This window comes from Terriglobia bacterium, from assembly GCA_020072785.1.
In the GTDB taxonomy this organism is placed as follows: Bacteria; Acidobacteriota; Terriglobia; order Acidiferrales; family UBA7541; genus Acidiferrum.
In genome coordinates this window covers 649,559-667,587 of record JAIQGG010000001.1, presented here as the reverse complement: position 1 = coordinate 667,587, position 18,029 = coordinate 649,559, and the positions used below count along the sequence as shown (strand labels likewise).

Below are 18,029 nucleotides of genomic sequence, written 5' to 3'. Positions count from 1 at the left end.
CTGCTAGCTACCCGCTGCCCTTCTTCTTATCTTGTCATCCTGAGGGCTGCGTTCTTTGCAGACCGATCGAAGATTCCGACTCCTGTCGGAAAGGATCTCAACCGGCCCGCTTCGCACGGCCCCGCCGCCGTCTTCTTGGCGCCCGCTGGCAGCGCGGGCAAAAAAAACTACTCCGCCCCGCCACCACCATCCTCCGGATCGCCGCCTTGCAGCGCGGGCACGGCTTCCCCTCCCGCCCGTACGCGCGGTGGCGCCGCTGATATTCTCCCTGCCGACCCTCCGCGTCCAGATAATCGGAAATCGACGATCCACGCAGCGCAATCGCCCGCCGCAGAATCTCCTGCAGCGTCCGCCGCAACTCCGCCGCTTGCGCCCGCGTCAGCCGAGCGCCCGTCTGTGCCGGATGAATCCGCGCCCGCCACAAGCTCTCATCCGCGTAGATATTCCCCACCCCGCGCAGCACGTGCTGATCCAGCAGCAGCGCCTTGATCCGCGCCCCCCGCGAGCGGATCCGCTCGCAGAATTCCGCCTCTCCAACCTCCAGAGGATCCGCACCCAGCGGCGCCACCTCCACGGCCAGCGCCGCCTCCGTGAAGAGCGCCATCCGCCCGAACCGCCGCGGGTCCGTGTAGCGCAGTTCCCGTCCGTCATCCAGCACGAAACACGCGTGCGTATGCTTCCCCCACGGCTGCGCCGCCGCCAGCGCCGCCAAATGCCCGGTCATCCCCAGATGCACCATCAGCGCCGCCGGCGCCCCATCCACGTTTCGCGCCGAAAGCCGCAGCAGCAGGAATTTTCCGTACCGCTCCACCGCCTCGATCCGCCGCCCCGGCAATTGCTCCTCGATCGCCGCCGGATCGTCCATGAAATCCGTCTTCCCCAGCGCCACGGACACGATCCGCCGCCCCACAATCACCGGGCGCAACCCCCGCGCCACCGTCTCGACTTCCGGAAGCTCCGGCATAGCCCTCCAAGCCCCTCAAAGTACCACAGCCCCCGGCGCCATACTCACAACAGCTTCTCTGCACACGAAATCTGAATCTTCTCCACCGCATCGCATATACTACACCCCGGCAAAAGCCATGCTACGGCTCACGACACGCCGATTTTTTCTCTTCAGCGCTCTTCTTCTGGCGTTTTCTTGCGCCGCATCGTTTCGCGCCGCCAAGCCGCAAACCGGAATCCTCTTTCGCAGCGCCGTTGTCGAGGGCCTCTCCTACCGCTACGAAGTCTACGTTCCAGAGACCTGGACGAAACAGAAGAAGTGGCCGGTCATCCTCTTTCTGCATGGCATCGGGCATCGCGGGCAATACCCTGCAGGGAGCAGCGAATCCGTCCTGGCCCGCCTATTTCTCGGCTATCAGATGCCGCCGCAGGCCATCATCGTTTTCCCCCGCTGCCCCGAAGACGCCACCTGGATCGAGCCGCGCATGGAAAAGCTGGCCCTCACCGCTCTCCGCCAGTCCATGCAGCAGTTCCGCGGTGATCCGGATCGCGTGTACTTGACGGGGCTTTCGATGGGCGGCTATGGCACTTGGTATCTGGCCTCTCGCAACCCGGGCCTCTTTGCCGCTATCGCGCCGGTCTGCGGCGGCGTGCGCGCACCGAAAACCGTGCCGCTTCCGGCGGTCTCAACCGCGCCCGACCCGTTCGCCGACGTGGCGAGGAAGATCGGCCACACGCCCGTCTGGCTTTTTCATGGTGACGCGGATGACGTGATTGACGTGGCGGAATCGCGCCATATGGCGGAGGCCATGCAGGCCGTGGGCGCCGAGGTGCACTATACGGAGTATCCCGGCGTGGCCCACAACTCCTGGGACAAGGCTTACGCCGAAGCCAAACTTCTCCCCTGGCTGCTGTCCAAATCTCTGCGCAAATCCGCGACGAACTGAAAAGGCCCCCGGTGGAATTCGCTCCACGGGGGCCTCCTGCTTACCTCTTGTGGTAATCGGGATAGGGCGGACGTTCCGGAAGGACCACCGGATTCTTGCGCAGGGCCTCGAGGGTCACCTGCACGGCGCGTTCGAGTTGCGGATCGCGCCCCGCGGCCACCGACGCCGGATCGTTTTCCACTTCAATATCCGGCGCGATGCCCCGATTCTCGACTACCCAGTCCCCGTGTAGCCCGAAGATTGCCACGCGCGGCGCGGTCACCCGCCCGCCGTCCATGAGCGCCGGGTAGCTGTAGATGCCCACGAGACCGCCCCAGGTGCGCGTCCCCACCAGCGGGCCAATGCGCTCCTGGCGAAACATCCAGGGGAGAGCGTCGCCGCCGGAGCCGGACATTTCGTTGATGATCATGGTCTTGGGGCCGTAAATCTGTTCGAGGGGCGAGCAGAAGTTCTCCCCCTCGCGCGTCACGCTGCAGTTGCGCAGCGAGCGCTTGAGCAGGTCTATGATGTAATCGGCGATCTCTCCGCCGTGGTTGTAGCGCTCGTCAATCACCACTGCCTGCTTGCCAACCTGGGAGAAGTAGAAGCGGTTGAAGTTCAGGTACCCCCCCTCCGCCGTATCCGGCACGTGCACATAGGCCACCTTGCCCCCGCTCATCTCCTCCACCTTCCGGCGGTTGTCTTCCTCCCAGGCGCGGTTGCGCAGGCCAAACTCGTCCTCCACCGGTACGACAGTCATCTCGCGCGCGTCCTTGCCATCGGGAGACGGCCCGACCTTGATGCGGATCTGCTTCCCCGCGGTATTTTCAAAGTAGCGGTGCACCTCCGCGGTGGGGCGCACGTCCACGCCGTTCACTTCCAGCAGGTACTCGCCGGTCCGCACGTCCACTCCGGGCTGCGTCAGAGGCGCGCGCAGGTCCGGGTTCCAGTTCTCCCCGTTGTAGATGCGCACCAAGCGGAAGCGCCCGTTCTCGACCCGGTAGTCCGCTCCCAGTAGGCCGCCTTTCACTTTCTTCGCTTCCGGCATTGCTCCGCCGCGGATGAACATGTGTCCGATCGTGAGCTCCCCGAGCATTTCCTCGAAGAGATAATTGAGGTCCGCGCGCCCGCCGGCTCCCTGCAGGAAGGGAGCGTATATCTTTTCCGCGGCGATCAGGTTCAGCCCGTGATAATTGGGGTCGTAGAGAAAATCGCGCTGGATGCGCCACACCTCGTGATACATCTGGCTCCACTCCGCGCGGGGGTCCACGTAGACTTCCATCTCCGCCAGGTTCAACGCTCCTTCACCCGCCTTGGGCGCCGCCGCCGTGCCCGCGATGAACCATCCCTTCCCCTGCCGGAAGAGCGCCTTTTCGCCGTTCGCGGAAACGTGGAAGGCCGCCGCACCGCTCAGGAACGGCTCCGTCTTGCGCGTACTCAAGTCGAACTTCGACACGGTGATGCTCGCCGGGCCGTTCAGAGCCTCGAAGCTGGGCACCGAAGGCACCTCGCCAAGAAACAGAACCCCCGCCTTGCCGGCCTCCAGGCCCGTGTAGTTCGCCGCACGGACCGGCAGCGCCACGATGCGCTGCCCGAGGCCCTCGAGGTCCATCACGACTTTCACCGCTTCTTCCGTCTTCTCGTCCTTCTTCTCGTCCTTCTTCTCGTCTTTCTTCTCCGTTCCCTTGGCCTTTTCCTCGTCGCTCTGCGGCTCGACGGGAGAGGGATCGCCCTTCTTCAGCACCACGGCATAAACGTTTCGGCTGATGGGGTGCTGGTAGCTCGACAGGTCCAGCCAGCCCGCCGACAGCCCCACATCCGTGCTGGCCGTGAAGAACAGGTACTTCCCTCCCTTGTCGAAAACCGCGAATCGCGCGTCGCTCAGCCCGTCCGTCACCTGCACGCTCTTCCCGCTCTCCAGCGAATAAACGAAGACCGCCCGCAGGTGATTCATCAGGAGCTTGGTGTAGGCCAGCCATTTGCTGTCCGGCGACCAGGAGGGATCCAGGCCGCGCTCGGGCTCCTCGTAGCGGTCCGTGTCCGCCTTGCTCAGGCTTCCTTTTTCCACGTCCACGATCCACAGATTCAGGCGCTTGTCCTGCACGGCGATCTTCTTGCTGTCCGGCGACCACAGCGGGCTGTAGAAGAACGACGGCGGACGGCCCAGTTCGATCTTGCGGACCGGCCCGAGTCCGCCCGGATCGGCCAGGTGCAGCGCGTATTCGCCCGATTCATCGGAGAAATAGGCGATCCATTTACCGTCCGGCGACCACGCCGGGTCGCGTTCGGCAATGCCCGTGGTCCGCGTAAGGTTGCGCACGTCGCCCTTCTCGGCGGGCGCCGTCAGGATCTCCCCGTTGGCTTCGAAGACCGCCCGCGCGCCCGTCGGCGAGATCCCCGCGGCGGCAATCTTTTCCACCACTTTCCGGTACTGCGGGCGCGTGGCCGGAAGATCGCCGGAAATCCGGATCATCACCTTCCGTGATTTCCCGCTGGCCGGATCGTAGAGATGGATTCCGCCAAACTGCTCATAGACCAGCGCGTCCGGCCCTCCCGAGAGCGATTTGAAATCGTAGCCGTTGTTGAGGATGAGCTGCTTCACTTCCCGGCGCTTCGTGTTGTAGGCGTAGAGCGTCACGGGACCGTCGCGGTCGGAGAGAAAATAGACCGTATCGCCCATCCACACCGGATGGCTATCGTTGGAGTTCTCGCGCGGAATTTTTTCCAGCGCCAGATCGCTGAGCCGCACGATATGAACAGGCGTTGTCTGCCCGCCGCGGTAGCGCTTCCATGCCTTCTGCCACTGCATGTTCGGCACGTAGGCCAGGCGCGAGCCGTCCGGCGAATACCAGGCCTCTTCCCCGCGCCACATGGGCAGCACCTCCGGCAGGCCGCCCCCCACTGGTACAGTGTACAAGCGGCTGAAATCGGCGTAGGCTTCGCGCTCCGAGCGGAACAGGATTCGCTTGCTGTCGGGCGTCCAGCCCGCCACCAGGTCCGCCTGCGGATGCCAGGTCAGCCGGCGCGGCTCGCCGCCCTCCGCGGGCATCACATAAACGTCCGTGTTTCCGTCGTAGTCCCCGCTGAAGGCGATCCACCGGCCGTCGGGGGAAAAGACCGGCAGGCGCTCGTGACCGCCGGTGGTCAGTTGCCGCGCCTCGCCGCCCTCCCGCGGCACGCTCCACAAATATCCGCCGAAGACGAAAACGATCTGGGTCCTGCTGAGCGTGGGCGACTGCACCAGCAGCGGCGCTTCCTCCGCAGCGCCCGCCGCGGCCGCCAGGAGCAGCACCGTCAGGCACAGCGCCAGTCCATATTTCCCGGCTCGAACGCGCATAGGTCCTCCGTCAGATTTTTCTCGTTGAATTTGTCTGCCCGAAATTTGTTTCTGCCCGAAAAGAATCCGCTTACTTTGGCGCCGGCGCGGGGACGCCCACTGGCGGCGGCCAGAACCCCGGCTCGGCAATCTCCCGCGCATCCCGCTGCCCCGCGTATTTCTCCACCGCCGGGCGAATCTCCGCCGCCTTCCCGATCAGCACAAACACCAGATTCTCCAGCGGAAAATGCTTCGCGATCACCTGCCGCGCCACTTCCGGCGTCACCGCATCCAGCCGCGCCTCCAGTTCGTTCACCTCGCTGTCCGTGAGCCCGTAAAATTCGTTCGAGGCAATCAGGCTGGCCAGTTGCATGGAGGTCTCGATCGTCGGCGGAAACTGCCCCTTGATGTACGTCCGCGCCGAATCCAGCTGTTCCTTCGTCACCCCGTCCTGGTGCAGCTTGCGCAGCACCTCCAGCGCCTTGTCCAGCGCCGGCACCGTTGTCGCGTTCTGCGTGTAGCTGAACAGCAGGAACGGCCCGGGCGCCTTTCGCGAATCGAAATACGAAACCGCCCCGTAGGTCAGCCCGGACTCCACGCGCAGCTCCTCGTTCAGCAGCGACGTGAAGCGCCCCCCGAAGATCGCATTGACCAGCCGGATCGCCGTGCGGTCGGGATCCGTCCGCGCAATCCCCACGTTCCCCACGGCGAAAAACGTTTGCGTCGAATCCGGCTTGTCCACCAGCAGCAGCCGCTTGCCCTTCGCCGGCGCCGCCGCGGGCAACGCCGCCGCCGGCACGGCCTTCGCCGCCCACCCGCCCAGCGACTCTTCGATGCGCTTGCGCATCTCCGCCGCCGAAAAATCTCCCGCCACCGCCAGGATCGTGTTCCCCGGCGCGTACTGCGTCTCGTAGAAACGCAGGATCGCCTCGCGCCGGATCCGCTCCAGCGACACTTCGTCCCCGCCCGCCGGCCGCGCATACGGATGTGCCCCGAACAAATACCCGTCGTAATACGCCGTCAGCACCGACTGCGCATCGTCCTTCGCCGCCTTGATCCCGTCCAGGCTTTGCCGCAGCAGCTTGTCCGCTTCCTCCTGCGGGAAAACCGGATGCAGCAGCGCGTCGCTGAAAAGCTCCAGCCCGCGCCCCAGGTCCTTGGTCAGAAATTCCGCGGAGACCCTCGTGTAGTCCTCGCCGGCGTCCGCGCTGAACTCCCCGCCGATGAAATCCAGGTCCGCGGAAAACTGCTGCGCCGTGCGGCTCTTCGTGCCCTTGCGCAGCAGCCCCGCGGTGATCGCAGCCAGTCCCTCCTGCCCCGCGGGGTCCGCCGTCGCCCCCGATTTCACCAGCGCCACGAAGCTCACGATCGGCACCCCGCGCTTCTCCAGCAGCAGCACGGTCAGTCCGTTTTTCAGCACCACCTTCTCGTGCGGCGGCAGGCGCAGCGACTGTGCCGGAGCGGCGGCGGCGAACGTCAGAGCCAGTGCGGTCGAGACCAGAAAGCGCGTGAAAATGGATGAGCGGCTCATGGCTTGGCCTTCTCCTCGGATTCCGGAATCAGCGTCGCCACCGTCCGGTTGTTCTCCCCGAAATATGTCCGCGCCGCGCGCTGCACGTCCTCTTTCGTCACCGCGGCAAAGTTCTTCGCCGCGTCAAACAGCTTCTTGTAGTCCCCGAAGAATACTTCATACGTTCCGATGGTGTTCGCGCGCCCGTTGATCGTCCGCATCTGCTGGTAAAAGCGCACTAGCTGGATGTTCTTGGCCTTCTCCAGCTCCTGGTCGCTGATCAGCCCGCTCTTTGTCCGCTCCAGCTCCTCGTAGACCGCCTTCTCCACCGCTGCCGGGTCCACGCCCTGCTTCGGCTGCGCCACGATCACCGCCAGCGTCGGATCGAATGCCGGCTCCTGCATCATGGCCACGTCCAGCGCAAGCTGGTCCTTGTCCACCAGCCGCTGGTACAGCCGCGAACTCTCTCCCGAAGCCAGCACCGTGCGCAGCACCGTCAGCGCGTAGTAATCCGCGCTGCTCGTCTGCGGCACGTGATACCCGATCATCACCACTGGTAGCTGCGCGTATTTATGTACTAGCACGCGCCGTTCCCCCAGTTGCTCCGGCTCGGTGGTCGTCACCGGCGGCGGCGGCGCGTGTGCCGGAATCGGCTCGATCGTTTTCTCGCACAGCCCGAAAATCTCCTCCGGCGTCACATCCCCCGTCACCACCATCGTGGCGTTGCTCGGCGAATAGCCCATCGCGAAATGGTGTTTCAGATCCTCCATCGTCCAGTGCTCGATGTCGGACATCCACCCCACCACCGGCCACTGGTAGGGATGCGCCAGAAACGCCGTCGCCCACAATTGCTCGTCCAACACCCCGAAATTATTGGCGTCCACCGACGTGCGCCGCTCCGACGCCACCACCCCGCGCTCCGACTTGATCTTTGCCGGATCGAAGTTCAAGTCCCGGATGCGGTCCGCTTCAATATCAAAAATCAGCCCCAGCGCCGAGCGCGGAAACCAGTCCTGATACACGGTCACGTCTCGCGTCGTGTACGCGTTGTTCGACCCGCCGTTCGCTTCCATCACCTTGTCCAGCTCGCCCGGCCCGTATTTCTTCGCTCCGTTGAACATCATGTGCTCGAAGAAATGTGACAGCCCCGTCGTCCCCGGCCGCTCGTTGCGCGACCCAATGCGGTAGAAGATATACAGCGAGACATTGGGAATGCTGTGGTCCGGCTGCACCAGCACTTTCATTCCGTTTTTCAGCGTGCGCGTGGCCACCGGAAATTCCTGTGCCCGCGCCGCTCCACATAGCGTCGCCACCGCCACCAGAAACAATAGCGCCCTGCTCACCCTGCTTTTCTTCATGCCCACACCTCTGCCCGGAATCCTGTCTGTTGATTGGACGTACCCCGCACTGAAAATGTTCTCGTGAATTCCCGGCTCACCCCGGAATCGCGCATACGCGCTTGCGCAGGTCAAGGCTTGGCGGGGAACGTAAAGTGCTCTTCCAGGACGCGGGGCGCTCCCGCACGAATGCCGCGGCGAAGCCCAGCGCAGAACGCCTCAGGAGATGGAGATCCCCGGCATCGCCACCACTCCCGCCATCCGTAGGATTTCCACGTACTCCTCTTCTGTAATCGCAGAGACGATCAGCCGCACGTTTTTCAGCAGTTTCACCTTGCGCAGCGTCCGGTTCGCCCGCAACTCCGCCAGCGCCACCTGCCGCGGCAGCCTCTCAAACGCCCGCAGGTCAGCCACCAGGTTCTTGCCCTTACTGTCGTGCGGATCGGGATACGGGTCCCGCGTTACTTCCGCGATCGAATAGATCGAGCGCTCCGGAGCCGCGTGGTAGCACAGGACGCGGTCGCCCTTGCGCACTTGTTTCAGCGCGCGATTGGCGTCGGCCTTGGACCCCGCCCCATGCCACATCTCCTTACCCTTCACGAACAGCGTATCCCAATGATAATAATGGGGATCAGCGCTGAAGATCCAATAGTGTCGTTGCGCGGTCGGCATAGCCATCGCAGATTTTTTCCCGCCGCAATATACACGCGATAGCGAAAAAAGCGAAATGAAATGTGCAGTTTAGACCGAAAATTCAGTCCCGGCCCCACCCCATCTGACACATCGCCCCTCCCCCACAGGCCGTCTGGTCCCTCCCCAGCCGCTCCACCGGCAATGGTAAGCGCCTCCACTGGGAACCTGAAACACTGCTCTTAACTAAACGCATCTTATTGATATTAAGATAGATAGAAAATTCAATGGCGGGTAGCTGCGGAGACCCTTTTTATCCCACATTCACGAAAATATCTTCCCCATGCACCTCCAGGGAGTAGCAGTCCACCCCCACCGCGGGGTTCTGCATGACTTTCCCGCTGGTCACGTCAAACTGCCACCCGTGCCATGGGCAAGTTACCACCTGCCCCTCCAGTACGCCCCCGCCCAGCGGTCCCCCACGGTGCAGGCACGAATTGTTAATGGCGTGGAATTTCCCGCCCACATTCGCCAGGGCGATGGCCTTCCCCTCCACCTGAAACTCCCGGATCGTCCCCGCCGGAATCTCCGCTACCTTCGCCACCCGCTGCAATCCCATTCCCGCTCCTCAGTCCGGTTTCTCGCCCCTCGCCTCAATCCCCTCTTCCCAGGCGCAGATTCTTCCCGATTTTCGTATTTCGATTTTCGCGCTTCGAATTTCGCTTACCGCGGCTCCATCGTCTGCGCCACCATCACCCCGCGCTTGAACTCCTCCACCATCCCTGGTTGCAAGCGCACTTCCGTCGGCCTCTTCGCCAGAGACATCTGATCGATCTTGTCCTGCAGCTTCAGCAGCGCGTAGAACAGCCCCTCCGGCCGCGGCGGACAACCCACCACGTACACATCTACCGGCACGATCCGGTCCACGCCCTGCAGCACCGGATAGGCATTGAACGGCCCGCCCACGCTCGAGCACGCCCCCATCGAGATGCACCACTTGGGGTCCGGCATCTGCTCCCACACGCGCTTCAGCACCGGCGCCATCTTCAGCGTCACCGTCCCTGCCACGATCATCAGGTCCGCCTGCCGCGGCGACGGCCGGAACACTTCCGCCCCGAACCGCGCCATGTCGAACCGCGACGTCGTCGCCGCAATCATCTCGATCGCGCAGCACGCCAGCCCGAACGTCAGCGGCCAGATCGCGCTCTTTCGCGCCCAGTTGAAGACGTAGTCCACCGACGTGATCATGAAATTCTTCTCGAACCGTTGATCGATGAGGCCCATCGGATATTTTCCCCCGGAATGCGCGCCCCGGCGCGCCGAGTATATCGCCCCCTCCGGACCCAGTCCAGTCCTCGCGGACGGGATCTATTCGTGGAAAAAATCAATGCAAGTTGACCGCTTCCCGGTCACGCATGGAAAGGACTACGCAGATACGCCCGTATCGCTTTTCACCGGTGCTGGCGCGCCGCAGCGTTTCAGGAGCCTTCCAGGGTAACCAGCTTCATCTGGTTTCCGCCCGCGCGTTTGGCCGCATACAGCGCTTCATCCGCCGCCGCCACCAGCGCGCCGAACTCCGGCGTAGGATTCCCCTGGCACACCGCCGCGCCAAAACTCGCCGTCACCGACACGCTCTTTCCGCCGAACACGAACTCTTGCGCCGCAATCTGCTCGCGCAGCCGCCCCACCACGCGCTCCACATTCTCCTTCTCCGCATGGCTCGCCACGTGAATGAATTCGTCTCCGCCCATTCGCCCGCAGATGTCCGCCGCACGCGTGTTGGCCCTCAGAACTTCCGCAAACCGCCGCAATACCCGGTCCCCGGCTTCATGCCCATAGGTGTCGTTCACCGGCTTGAACGCATCCAGGTCCGCCAGCACCACCCACATCGGATAGCCGTGCCGTTCTGCCCCTTTCAATTGCCGGTCCGCCCACATTTCAATGGCCCGCCGGTTCGGCAATCCCGTCAACGGATCGGTATGCGCGATCTCTTCCAGCAGCATGTTCTTCGCGGCGATCTCCCGGTTCAGTTGCGTAATCCGCCGCCCCACCCCGATGCGTGCCAGCAATTCGTCGGAATGAAATGGCTTGGTGAGATAATCATCCGCCCCGGCGCTCAGTCCCTGTACCACGCTCTCTTTTTCCGTCACGCTGGTGAGCAGGATGATGTAAGTGTAGGAACCCTGATACTCCTCGCGGATCTTCCGGCACAGCTCCACCCCGGAGATGTCGGGCATCATCCAGTCCGTGATCACCAGGTGCGGCAGATGCTGCGCGAACAGCTCCAGCGCTTCGCGGCCGTCCTTCGCGAACAGCAGCGTATACGGCCCGTTCGAAAGCGTATTCTCCACCAGCTTGCGGCTGACCACCGAATCATCCACCACCAGCACCTGGAAACCTTGCCCAGGATCACTCATGGATCTCTCCCGGCCTTGGCCCTGTGGCCCGGCTTTCGTCTTTCCATCCGGCTGCGTCAAGAAGACTTGGGCAACGTTCCCCCAACCTAGCACGCGCTCGAATGCGGATAAAAGCCTCCCTTTTCGGGCTTGCGACAACTGGTTACTGTACTTTCCCGCTCTGCTCTCCCAGCGCAACCTGCGCAAACAGCCCGCCCATTGGCCGCACAAAGCCGGCCACGCCATGCTCGGCGCCGTCCTCACTGATTGGGAAAATTGGAAATCCCGCGAGGAAAAATCCTAGCTAACCACTGAAGAACTCCGCTACACCTGTCATCCTGAGTCCCGGTGCCGTTTACCGGGACGATCGGAGATTCCGGTTCCCGCCGGAGAGGATCTCACCTGCCCCTGTGTGCAATGCGCAATTTTCTTAGCGACCGCTCAGCCCTTCTTCACCCCATGCACCAGCAGCGCCCCTTCCGCCTTGAACGCCCGCAACTGCGCCGCATCCCGGAACCACCGCCCCCCATACACCTCCGGCGTCGGCGAAGGATCCACCACCCGCGAATGCGCAACATTCTCAAAGCCTGCATTCCGGAAATGTTCCGTCCACTCCTCGCCCGAAAGCAGATGCGTCGCCACCTCATAATGCTTCGCCCACTGATGACAGTGCGGGTTTTCGCGGTAGTAGTTGATGAGCACCCACGCCGCGCCCCCGTCTTGCAGCACCCGGAAGATCTCCCCCAGCCCCGCCGCAGGGTCCGGCCAGTAGTACGCCGACTCCACCGAAATCGCGTGCGCAAAGAAATTCACTTCCCAGGGAATCTCCCCCACTTCCCCCACCACGTACAGCAGATTCTCGTATTCCAGCGAACCACGCCGCGCCCGCCGCACCATCTCATCCGAAATATCCATGCCTACTACGCGCCCTTCCGGAACCAGCTTGGCCAGCCGCCGCGCCAGCCACCCCGCCCCGCAGCCCACATCCAGGACGTTTTCCGCCGCCCTGAGGCGCATCTTCTCCAGCACCGGCAGCGTGATCGGCAGATGGTCCTGCTCCATGCCTTCGCCGCGCCCATCCTCGGCCCAGCGATTGAACTCTTCGCGCAGGTTGACCGCTTCGCGGTCACGCATACAATTGTCGTTCGGTTTGGCTTCCGGCATTGGGGGTAAAACTTTAGCCGGCATCTTCGGAGGCCGGGCTTTCTCGATCCGCTCGCGCATACGCGAATAGTCTGGACAAGGCTTTGGCTACAGCAGCCTGCGTTCGCGCTTCGTCAGCAGCCCGGCAAAGCTCTACGCTTTCTGCACCTTCGTCAGCAACTCCACGAACTTTAGCTTCCGCTCCGTCTGGTCGTGCCCGCCTTCGCTATCGGCCATCTGCGTAATGTTCATCGAGCAGAACTTCGGCCCGCACATCGAGCAGAACTTCGCGTCCTTGTAAAAATCGTCCGGCAGCGATTCATCGTGCATGGCCCGCGCCGTTTCCGGGTCCAGCGATAGCTCGAACTGCTTGTTCCAGTCGAACAGGAACCGCGCATAGCTCAGCGCGTCGTCGCGATCCCGCGCGCCCGGCCGGTGCCGCGCCACGTCCGCCGCGTGCGCTGCGATCTTGTATGCGATCACTCCCTGCTTTACGTCCTCCGGGTTCGGCAGCCCCAGGTGTTCCTTCGGCGTCACGTAGCACAGCATCGACGCCCCATGCCATCCGATCATCGCCGCCCCGATCGCGCTGGTGATGTGGTCATAGCCCGGTGCGATGTCAATCACCAGCGGGCCGAGCGTATAGAACGGCGCTTCGTGGCACCATTCCATCTCCTTGTCCACCTGCTCCTTGATCTTGTCCAGCGGCACGTGCCCCGGGCCTTCGATCATCACCTGTACATCGTGCTCCCAGGCCTTGGTGGTCAGCTCCCCGAGCACCTTCAGCTCCGCGAACTGCGCCGCGTCGCTGGCGTCCGCGATGCACCCCGGCCGCAATCCATCCCCCAGCGAGAAGTTCACGTCGTGCTTCTGGAAGACCTGGCACAGCTCATCGAACCGCTCGTAAAGAAAATTCTGCTTCTTATGATGCTCCATCCAATGCGCCATGAGTGACCCGCCGCGGCTCACGATCCCCGTGATCCGCTTGCGCACCAGCGGCACATGCTCGCGAAGTACCCCGGCGTGAATCGTCATGTAGTCCACGCCCTGCTCGGCCTGCTCTTCGATCACTTCCCTCATCAGCTCGAACGTCAGGTCTTCCGGACGCCGCACCCGTGACAGCGCTTCATACACCGGCACCGTGCCCACCGGCACGGGCGAAGCCGCGATGATCGCCTTGCGGATCGTCGCGATATCTCCGCCGGTCGAAAGATCCATCACCGTGTCCGAGCCGTAGTGCACCGCGTGGTGCAGCTTCTTCAACTCTTCCTCCACATTCGATGTGGTCGAGGAGTTTCCGATATTGGCGTTGATCTTGCACCCGAAGGCGATGCCGATCCCCATCGGCTCCAGGTTGCGGTGGTGAATGTTCGCGGGGATGATCGCCCGCCCGCGCGCCACTTCGCTGCGCACCAGCTCCGGCTCCAGCTTTTCCCGCGTCGCCACGTACGTCATCTCTTCCGTGATCACGCCCTGCCGCGCCAGATGCATCTGCGTCATATTGCGTCCATCGGAGGCATGCTGGCCGTTGCCATTGCCGCTCGCCTTCGCCGCCGCCGCTTCCCGCTTCTCGATCCAGCCATCACGCAGTGCCATAGAGCCCCCTAAATCGCTAAAACGCTACACGTCGGCGCATCCGCCATGCCCCCGCGTGGAATGCAAATTATCGCACCGGCGAGGGGGTGCCGCAACCGCTGCCTCATTCGGGTAGCACAGGCTTCCGCCTGTGCACACGGAAACGGAAGAAAGCGCGGGATGCCGCCGGCCCCTCGGCGCCGAGCGCCCGCCGCCTGCGTTGCATTCCACAGGGTCGAGATCTTGCACCCTTTTCCACAACCCATTCGAAAACTGCTAGCTATTACATTGCATTACCGTTACATATCTGTTATCATTTTCCGTGTTATCGCCGATCGTCGTTCGAAACCTCCTCGCTACTTCACTCCCTGCTTCCCCGCGCCCCCTCTGCCCTCATTCTTCATTACCTCTTCACTTCTTTTCACCCTCTTACGCACTACTGCGCATCACTATGCAAACACACACTTTTAAGTCCTCTATTTGCCATTCTTACGCACCCCTTCTCTGTAAGTCCTGCATTTGCCTCGCTTACGAAAAACACCGGGGGTGGGGAGGCAGATATCCACATTTTTCCACAACTTTTGTAACGCGTCCAGAAGGGGGCTCAATGCTTGGCGAAGACTTCCTTGAGCAGGCTGGTGACGCGCGCGGCCGGGTTCTTGCGGATTTTCTTTTCTTCTTCCCCGAGCATGTAGAACAGCCCGTTCAGCGCCTGGCTCACCACGTAATCGTTGATGTCGAACGTGGGGCCTTTCATGAACGGCAGCGATTCATACTTGCCGATGAGCGCTTCGTACTGCACGGTGACGCCGTTTTCGCGCATGGCTTGCTTCACCACGGGCCGGAAGGCCGCGGTGAGCCGGCTGGTGGTATGCGCCTGGAAATATTCGGTGGCCGCGGTATCGCTGCCGTTCAGGATCTTCCGGGCATCCTCGAAGGTCATCTCCAGGATGGCGTCGCGGAAGATCAACCGGGCCTCAGGAGCGGCCTGCTCCGCTGCGCGGTTCATGCTCAGGATGAATTCGTCCACCTTCGGACCGTAGCCCACCGCGCGCAGCCCTTTTTCGATCGGCCGCAAATTCCTGGGCATCAGGATCTTGATCGCCGCGTTTGCGAAATACCCGTCCTTGCGCCCCGTGTATTTCACGGCGTTGTCCGCGCCCACGCGCAGCGCCTCCTTCAGTCCGGAGGCCACCTTGCCCTCCGGCAGCGTGGCGGATTTCCCCAGCCCGAGCTGTTTGGCCGCCTCCCCGATCTGAATTTGAGCGCCCGCAGGAGCGGCGGCGAGCAGCCCCGTCAGAGTGAAAAGAAGCAGGCAGGAGCGCAGCGGTTTCATCGGATTTTCTCCTCGCAAGGCCACTCTACCGCGAAGACAAGAGCGGGCCGCAGCCCGCTAAAAATGAGCTGGCTAGGCGCGACGCAGAACGAGGAGCGTGATCTCCGGCGGGACGCCGAGACGTACGGGAGCCCCGACGGTCCCCAGGCCGCGATTGACGTACAGTGCGGCGCCGAGCGGGCTAGGATCCGTGAGACGCATTTCGGCTGCGGGCAGCAAGGTCGCCGCGGCGCGGCCGGTGCCCGCGGGAGCAAAGAGCGGGCGCTGGTAGAGGCCGGCGATGTAGTCGGTGATAAAACGCGCGGGACTGAAGCGGTGATCCAGGATTTCGACCTGTACCTGCCCTCCGTGTGTGTGCCCGGAAAGGGTAAGCTCGATGCCCAATTCCGCTGCGCGATGGAACGAGTTGGGATTGTGCGAAAGCAGGATATTGGGCATGTCGCGGCGCACCAACGGCTCGGCATGCACCAGCATGGGCAGGCGCCGCCCGCTGGGCGTGCGCTCGCGCTGGTAATCCATGCCGATCAGGTTGAACTGCGCGCCTCGCCAACTGAGCTGCGCGCTCTCCTGCCGCAGCAGCTTCATTCCCGCCTGGGCGAAGAGGAGCTGCGCCGCATCCTCGGCCTTGGCATAGATTTCGTGATTGCCGTTGCAGCCCCAGACGCCCAGCGGCGCACGCAGCGCGCGCAACTCCTCGATGCAGTCCGCCAGCGGGTCGTTTGCCCCGGTGATGAAGTCTCCGGTGACCACGGCCAGGTCCGCGGCCAGCTCGTTGGCCATGTCCACGGCGCGGCGCACCTGCTCGCGGGTCATATATCCGCTCAGGTGAATGTCGCTGATCTGCGCGATCTTCATGCCGTCCAGCGCTGGCGGCAGATGGGCCAGCGGCACTTCGATGCGCCGCACCTGATATTTCAGGCGCTCCGCGGCGAAGCCGTACATGACGCCGAAAAATGGAGCCGCGCCGGCCACGGCTGTGGCCGTCTGGAAAAAATAGCGCCGCCCCGGACTCGCTAGGATTTCGACGGCCGGCGGCGCAGCGCTTCCCGCGTCCGCCGTTTTTTCACCGGACTGTGCCGCGTGGCGCCGGCCGAGCCAGTGCCAGCCGCGATCCAGTCCGTGGATGGACTTCACCCCGAGATAGGCGAACAGGGCGCTCGAAAACCACAGGCCGGCCAGACCGGAGACCAGAGACGATGTGCGGATGAGATGCCGGTGGTTCATGCGGATGGCATCGGCCGCGGCGGCAATCACCAGCAGCAGGACGAGGATATAGGCCAGGCGCAGTGCCACGCGCAGCCACACGCGTCCCCAGTTCGAGGTGACGCGCCACAGCGCGCGGTGCCAAAAGCGCTGCGACAACACCAGCAGCGTCAGCACGCTCAGCATGACCGCGATGCGAATGAACAACCAGCCCCAATTCACCGTTGCTTCGTCTCCATTTGGAACCTTAAGTCTAGCATGATTAGTGCCCGTGCAATTCCGCTGACCGCCCGCGTTTTCCTAAGTATGATGGGGGTCCTTCGACTCCGCCGGGGGCGGATTCGGGCATAGCACGAAACCAGGCGAGTGGCCTGCTGGAAATGGAATTTCCGGAACGCAAATTCGATGGAGGACAAAACCACATGAAAAAGAGTATTTCGATCCTGGCTCTGGCCGTATTGGTGAGCCTCGCGGCGCTGCCGGCGTTCGCGCAGGAAGCCGCGAAGAAGCAAGACACGCCGAAGGCTGCGCCCAGCGCTTCCGAGGCGGTGCTAGCACGGTGGAACGAGGCCGGCCGCAAGCTCATCGCCATGGCCGAGGACTTCCCCGAAGACAAACTAGAATACAAACCGACGCCGGAAGTGCGCACGTTTGCCGAGCAGCTGCTGCACGTCTCGGCGGTGAACTACTTCCTGGCGGACGCGGTCAAGGGCACGAAGGATGGAGGGGAAGAGCTGCCGCGGGACAAGTACAAGACCAAGGCCGACGTCGTCGCCGCGGTGAAGAAGTCGTTCACGGACGGCGCCGAAGTGATCAAAGCCAAGGGCGACGCGGGTCTTGCCGCCGAGGTCAAGCATCCCTTCGCCAACGCCATGACCCGGGTGGACGACCTCGCCGACATGCTCTCGACGCACGCGCAGGAGCATTACGGCCAGCTGGTGGTCTACTACCGGCTGAACAAGCTCGTGCCGCCCGAATCGCGACCCCGCAAGTAAGCCTGTTCCACAAGTTATTTCCAGCCTGAAACCGGCCGGCGGCAAACCGCGCAAGCAGGCTCCGGCCGATTTTTCCGCAGGAGGACAAGATGAAACAGACTCTTCTCTTTTTTGCTGTGATTGGCCTCGCATCGGCATTGGTGAGTTGCGGGCCAGCGATGGCTCTGTTTTCGCTTTATATCCGGGAAGACAAGATTTTTGACGAGCAGATGCTGGGAGAATGGCGGCACGCGGAGCCGACAAAGGAAGAAGCGAAAAGCGACGAGCCGCTCTGGATCTTCGCCCGGGGGAAGGATGGTCTGAGTTACAACGTGACAGCGTCCGACACGAAGCGGAAGGATCAGGGCGGCCTCGTCAGTACCGCGCGCATCGTTAAGTTGGGCAATTTTCTATTCATGGATTTTGAAGGGCCCGACACGGAGGACCGCGACTTTACCTTCTACCCCTATCCCGTGGTGACGGCACACATGATCGCCCGGATCCACGCAGACGAGAAAACTCTGCGTATTGAATTTCTGAACAACCCCTGGGTAAAGAAACAGGTCAAAGCCGGCAAACTCGCTCTTGCAACGCTGGATACGGATGACGGCTTATTGATCACCGCTACAACCGAGGAGCTGCGGAACTTTGCATTGACCCATGCGGAAGATGCGGAAGCGTTCTCGGACCGATATGAATTCGTGCGGGAGAAGCAGACGGCTGGCGGAATACCATAGG

15 protein-coding genes are annotated in these 18,029 nt (G+C 62.8%); 3 read left to right on the top strand and 12 right to left on the bottom strand.

Features of this window, described 5'->3' with window-relative positions; translation table 11 throughout:
• Nucleotides 1–97: 97 nt before the first annotated feature.
• Entirely contained in the window at nucleotides 98–964 is an 867-nt protein-coding gene (gene mutM / locus LAN61_02875; protein ID MBZ5539444.1) for a bifunctional DNA-formamidopyrimidine glycosylase/DNA-(apurinic or apyrimidinic site) lyase, read from the bottom strand.
• Between the two features lie 118 nt (nucleotides 965–1,082).
• On the opposite strand from mutM, the gene LAN61_02870 reads away from it, so the two are divergent.
• On the top strand, nucleotides 1,083–1,892 hold the full coding sequence (locus tag LAN61_02870; GenBank protein ID MBZ5539443.1) for a dienelactone hydrolase family protein: 810 nt from the start codon (nucleotides 1,083–1,085) through the stop codon (nucleotides 1,890–1,892).
• Nucleotides 1,893–1,932: 40 nt separating this feature from the next.
• On the opposite strand, the gene LAN61_02865 is transcribed toward LAN61_02870, so the two are convergent.
• The 11 genes from LAN61_02865 to LAN61_02815 all read right to left on the bottom strand — a co-directional run bounded on the left by LAN61_02865 (nucleotide 1,933) and on the right by LAN61_02815 (nucleotide 16,539).
• Nucleotides 1,933–5,208 carry a PDZ domain-containing protein gene (locus LAN61_02865; GenBank protein MBZ5539442.1) on the bottom strand — a complete coding sequence of 1,092 codons (3,276 nt, stop codon included), beginning with the start codon at nucleotides 5,206–5,208 and terminating at the stop codon, nucleotides 1,933–1,935.
• A 70-nt stretch (nucleotides 5,209–5,278) separates the two neighbouring features.
• The gene (locus tag LAN61_02860; GenBank protein ID MBZ5539441.1) at nucleotides 5,279–6,718 is read right to left on the bottom strand and encodes an insulinase family protein; all 1,440 of its coding nucleotides are present in this window, start codon (nucleotides 6,716–6,718) and stop codon (nucleotides 5,279–5,281) included.
• Nucleotides 6,715–8,055 carry an insulinase family protein gene (locus LAN61_02855; GenBank protein ID MBZ5539440.1) on the bottom strand — a complete coding sequence of 447 codons (1,341 nt, stop codon included), beginning with the start codon at nucleotides 8,053–8,055 and terminating at the stop codon, nucleotides 6,715–6,717. Before LAN61_02855 ends, LAN61_02860 begins: the two co-directional genes overlap by 4 nt.
• 198 nt (nucleotides 8,056–8,253) lie before the next feature.
• On the bottom strand, nucleotides 8,254–8,712 hold the full coding sequence (locus LAN61_02850) for an EVE domain-containing protein (GenBank protein MBZ5539439.1): 459 nt from the start codon (nucleotides 8,710–8,712) through the stop codon (nucleotides 8,254–8,256).
• 265 nt (nucleotides 8,713–8,977) lie between these two features.
• The gene (locus LAN61_02845; GenBank protein ID MBZ5539438.1) at nucleotides 8,978–9,283 is read right to left on the bottom strand and encodes a Rieske 2Fe-2S domain-containing protein; all 306 of its coding nucleotides are present in this window, start codon (nucleotides 9,281–9,283) and stop codon (nucleotides 8,978–8,980) included.
• A 104-nt stretch (nucleotides 9,284–9,387) separates the two neighbouring features.
• Nucleotides 9,388–9,948, bottom strand: coding sequence for an NADH-quinone oxidoreductase subunit B (locus LAN61_02840; protein MBZ5539437.1), 561 nt, complete (start codon nucleotides 9,946–9,948; stop codon nucleotides 9,388–9,390).
• Between the two features lie 194 nt (nucleotides 9,949–10,142).
• The gene (locus LAN61_02835) at nucleotides 10,143–11,081 is read right to left on the bottom strand and encodes a diguanylate cyclase (protein ID MBZ5539436.1); all 939 of its coding nucleotides are present in this window, start codon (nucleotides 11,079–11,081) and stop codon (nucleotides 10,143–10,145) included.
• A 420-nt stretch (nucleotides 11,082–11,501) separates the two neighbouring features.
• Nucleotides 11,502–12,194: a methyltransferase domain-containing protein gene (locus LAN61_02830; protein MBZ5539435.1), complete on the bottom strand. Its 693-nt coding sequence runs from the start codon at nucleotides 12,192–12,194 to the stop codon at nucleotides 11,502–11,504.
• 162 nt (nucleotides 12,195–12,356) lie between these two features.
• Entirely contained in the window at nucleotides 12,357–13,799 is a 1,443-nt protein-coding gene (gene thiC, locus LAN61_02825; GenBank protein MBZ5539434.1) for a phosphomethylpyrimidine synthase ThiC, read from the bottom strand.
• 583 nt (nucleotides 13,800–14,382) lie between these two features.
• The gene (locus LAN61_02820) at nucleotides 14,383–15,114 is read right to left on the bottom strand and encodes a DUF4197 domain-containing protein (GenBank protein MBZ5539433.1); all 732 of its coding nucleotides are present in this window, start codon (nucleotides 15,112–15,114) and stop codon (nucleotides 14,383–14,385) included.
• Between the two features lie 72 nt (nucleotides 15,115–15,186).
• Nucleotides 15,187–16,539, bottom strand: a complete 1,353-nt coding sequence (locus tag LAN61_02815; GenBank protein ID MBZ5539432.1) for a metallophosphoesterase — start codon at nucleotides 16,537–16,539, stop codon at nucleotides 15,187–15,189.
• 200 nt (nucleotides 16,540–16,739) lie between these two features.
• Here LAN61_02815 and LAN61_02810 point away from each other — a divergent pair, with 200 nt between their 5' ends.
• Nucleotides 16,740–17,312 (top strand): DinB family protein, encoded by a 573-nt coding sequence (locus LAN61_02810; GenBank protein ID MBZ5539431.1) that lies wholly within the window; start codon nucleotides 16,740–16,742, stop codon nucleotides 17,310–17,312.
• Between the two features lie 89 nt (nucleotides 17,313–17,401).
• Nucleotides 17,402–18,028, top strand: a complete 627-nt coding sequence (locus LAN61_02805) for a hypothetical protein (GenBank protein ID MBZ5539430.1) — start codon at nucleotides 17,402–17,404, stop codon at nucleotides 18,026–18,028.
• Nucleotide 18,029 lies beyond the last annotated feature (1 nt).

Coding starts and splice junctions, on each gene's coding strand:
- LAN61_02865 (MBZ5539442.1), bottom strand. CDS start 5,208: ATGCGCGTTCGAGCCGGGAAATATGGACTGGCGCTGTGCCTGACGGTG.
- LAN61_02850 (MBZ5539439.1), bottom strand. CDS start 8,712: ATGGCTATGCCGACCGCGCAACGACACTATTGGATCTTCAGCGCTGAT.
- LAN61_02840 (MBZ5539437.1), bottom strand. CDS start 9,948: ATGGGCCTCATCGATCAACGGTTCGAGAAGAATTTCATGATCACGTCG.
- thiC (MBZ5539434.1), bottom strand. CDS start 13,799: ATGGCACTGCGTGATGGCTGGATCGAGAAGCGGGAAGCGGCGGCGGCG.
- LAN61_02870 (MBZ5539443.1), top strand. CDS start 1,083: ATGCTACGGCTCACGACACGCCGATTTTTTCTCTTCAGCGCTCTTCTT.
- LAN61_02845 (MBZ5539438.1), bottom strand. CDS start 9,283: ATGGGATTGCAGCGGGTGGCGAAGGTAGCGGAGATTCCGGCGGGGACG.
- LAN61_02820 (MBZ5539433.1), bottom strand. CDS start 15,114: ATGAAACCGCTGCGCTCCTGCCTGCTTCTTTTCACTCTGACGGGGCTG.
- LAN61_02830 (MBZ5539435.1), bottom strand. CDS start 12,194: ATGCGTGACCGCGAAGCGGTCAACCTGCGCGAAGAGTTCAATCGCTGG.
- LAN61_02855 (MBZ5539440.1), bottom strand. CDS start 8,055: ATGAAGAAAAGCAGGGTGAGCAGGGCGCTATTGTTTCTGGTGGCGGTG.
- LAN61_02805 (MBZ5539430.1), top strand. CDS start 17,402: ATGAAACAGACTCTTCTCTTTTTTGCTGTGATTGGCCTCGCATCGGCA.
- LAN61_02810 (MBZ5539431.1), top strand. CDS start 16,740: ATGAAAAAGAGTATTTCGATCCTGGCTCTGGCCGTATTGGTGAGCCTC.
- mutM (MBZ5539444.1), bottom strand. CDS start 964: ATGCCGGAGCTTCCGGAAGTCGAGACGGTGGCGCGGGGGTTGCGCCCG.
- LAN61_02835 (MBZ5539436.1), bottom strand. CDS start 11,081: ATGAGTGATCCTGGGCAAGGTTTCCAGGTGCTGGTGGTGGATGATTCG.
- LAN61_02860 (MBZ5539441.1), bottom strand. CDS start 6,718: ATGAGCCGCTCATCCATTTTCACGCGCTTTCTGGTCTCGACCGCACTG.